Origin of the sequence: Mycobacterium helveticum (assembly GCF_007714205.1) — a bacterium.
GTDB classification, from domain to species: domain Bacteria; phylum Actinomycetota; class Actinomycetes; order Mycobacteriales; family Mycobacteriaceae; genus Mycobacterium; species Mycobacterium helveticum.
Window position 1 is genome coordinate 1 of the sequence record NZ_VMQU01000265.1, and the last position, 1,880, is coordinate 1,880.

A 1,880-nucleotide genomic window follows, 5' to 3' on the forward strand; every position below is an offset into this window, starting at 1 on the left:
CGCCATTATGCGGACGGCCGGGTTATGCGCCCTGCCAGGGTGATTCGGCTGGTGGGGACGGTACCGGTGGTGGTTTCTTCTACATAATCCTGGCGGCTGTTGGGGTCAGCGTGCCAGTGTGTCGAGCCGGCCGGTAGGGCGCCGTGGACCGGCCTTCGACGGCGTCGGCCGCAGCCGGTATCGGCGAAGAATCGCTTCTTTGTTCATTGCACTACCGGATGCAGAGGTGATTCTCATGGGAGACGCAGATGTCAGGGCCGCCGTCGGCGCTGTGTTGGCGGTGTTGCGCGAGGCTGGCAGGGCTGAGGGCACCGTCCGACGCCACCAGGTCGTACTGGATCGGTTCGCGGTCTTTTTGGCGGGGCGCGGCCTGGACACGGCCAGCGAGCAGGTGTGTATCGACTTCATCAGCAACCAGACCGGGGTCAGGTTGGGGTCGTTGCGGCAGTCGGTCAGGGACAGGGATGTCTCGGCGGTCCGTCGGCCGGTGCTGTTGATGGCCGAGGCGCTGGCTGGTCGGACGGTCGAGGTTGATCGGTCGGCCATTGCGCCCGCGGACGGCTGTCCGGTGAAGTTCCGTGCGCTCAGGGACGACTACCTCGCTTCGTGCCATCGGCGCGGCAATGCCGAGGCGACTTTGATCGCCAAGGACAAGGCGGTCAGCCGGTTCTTGGGCTACCTGCACGAGGTGGGCGCCGACAACCTGGCGGTGCTGGGTGTGCGCGACGTGTCGGGCTTCTTGGTGCATCAACGTGGCTTGCGGCGCAAGACGATTGCGTCAATGAGGTCGTGTCTGGCGGACTTTTTGGTCTTTTCGGCCGCTGCGGGCAAGACACCGCAGGGTCTGGCGGATCGGCTGCCGCCGCACCGGCACGTCCGCCACGAGTCCGAGCCGCATCTGTGGACCGCAGACGAGATCCGGCGGGTGCTGGCCGTGATTGACCGCGCCTCGGCCACCGGTAAACGTGATTACGCGATGATCCTGGCGACCGCTCGGCTGGGGCTTCGGATCTCGGATCTGCGTCACATGGAGTTGAGGAACCTGGACTGGCGGGCCAAGCAGATCACGATCGTTCAGCACAAGACGGGCCGACCGTTGAGGCTGCCACTGCTGGCCGACGTCGGCTGGGCGATCATCGACTACATCCGGGGCGGCCGCCCCGACACCGCCTGCCCGAAGGTGTTCGTCAAACACCGTCACCCGTTCGACACGTTCGGGTCTGCCTCATCGGTCGCCTCCCGGCTCTCGCGACACGCCGCCCGCGCCGGGATCGCGTTCTCACCCGGACAGGTCTGCGGGATGCACTCCCTGCGTGGCGCGCTGGCAGTGGCCATGATCGGCAACGGCACGCCGATGCCGGTGATCTCGGCGGTATTGGGACACGCCTCAACTGATACGACCCAGTCCTACTACCTTCGGTTCGACGTCGGACGGCTGCGCTGTTGCGCGTTGGACGTCGAAGACGTCATCGACCCGTCCGGGGCGGGTGAGCACGATGCTTGAGACGACGCTGACGGACTTGGTCGCCGACCTGGTCGCTGTGCGCCACGCCGGCGGATACCGGTTCAAAGTCCCAGAACGAGTCCTGCGCCAATTCGCGGACTACTGCCGGCGGGAGGGTTACCCGGATGGGTCGATCACCAAAGAAGCGGTCGAGGGGTTCCTCTACGGCCCTCACCTGCGGTCCTCCACGATCCGACGCAACGAGTTGGCGCTGCGCCAACTGGTTGAGCACGCCCAAGGCGTCGGCTGGCACGCCTACATCCCGGCCGCGATAACTCGGGTCCGTGTGCGCCACCAGCTGTTGAGCGACGCTGTGGGTGAGCACGACGGGGTCGTGGCGCGTCACGTGAGTTGAGGACGGTCCGGGCTGGGGGTG

The 1,880-nt window shown here is 66.3% G+C and carries 2 protein-coding genes; both read left to right on the forward strand.

Annotation, left to right across the window (positions count from 1 at the left end):
• Positions 1-235: 235 nt before the first annotated feature.
• A complete protein-coding gene (locus tag FPZ47_RS27335) occupies positions 236-1,504 on the forward strand; it encodes a site-specific integrase (RefSeq protein WP_144957381.1) in 1,269 nt (422 codons plus the stop codon).
• The gene (locus FPZ47_RS27340; protein WP_144957384.1) at positions 1,497-1,859 is read left to right on the forward strand and encodes a hypothetical protein; all 363 of its coding nucleotides are present in this window, start codon (positions 1,497-1,499) and stop codon (positions 1,857-1,859) included. The genes FPZ47_RS27335 and FPZ47_RS27340 overlap by 8 nt, the downstream gene beginning before the upstream one ends.
• Positions 1,860-1,880 lie beyond the last annotated feature (21 nt).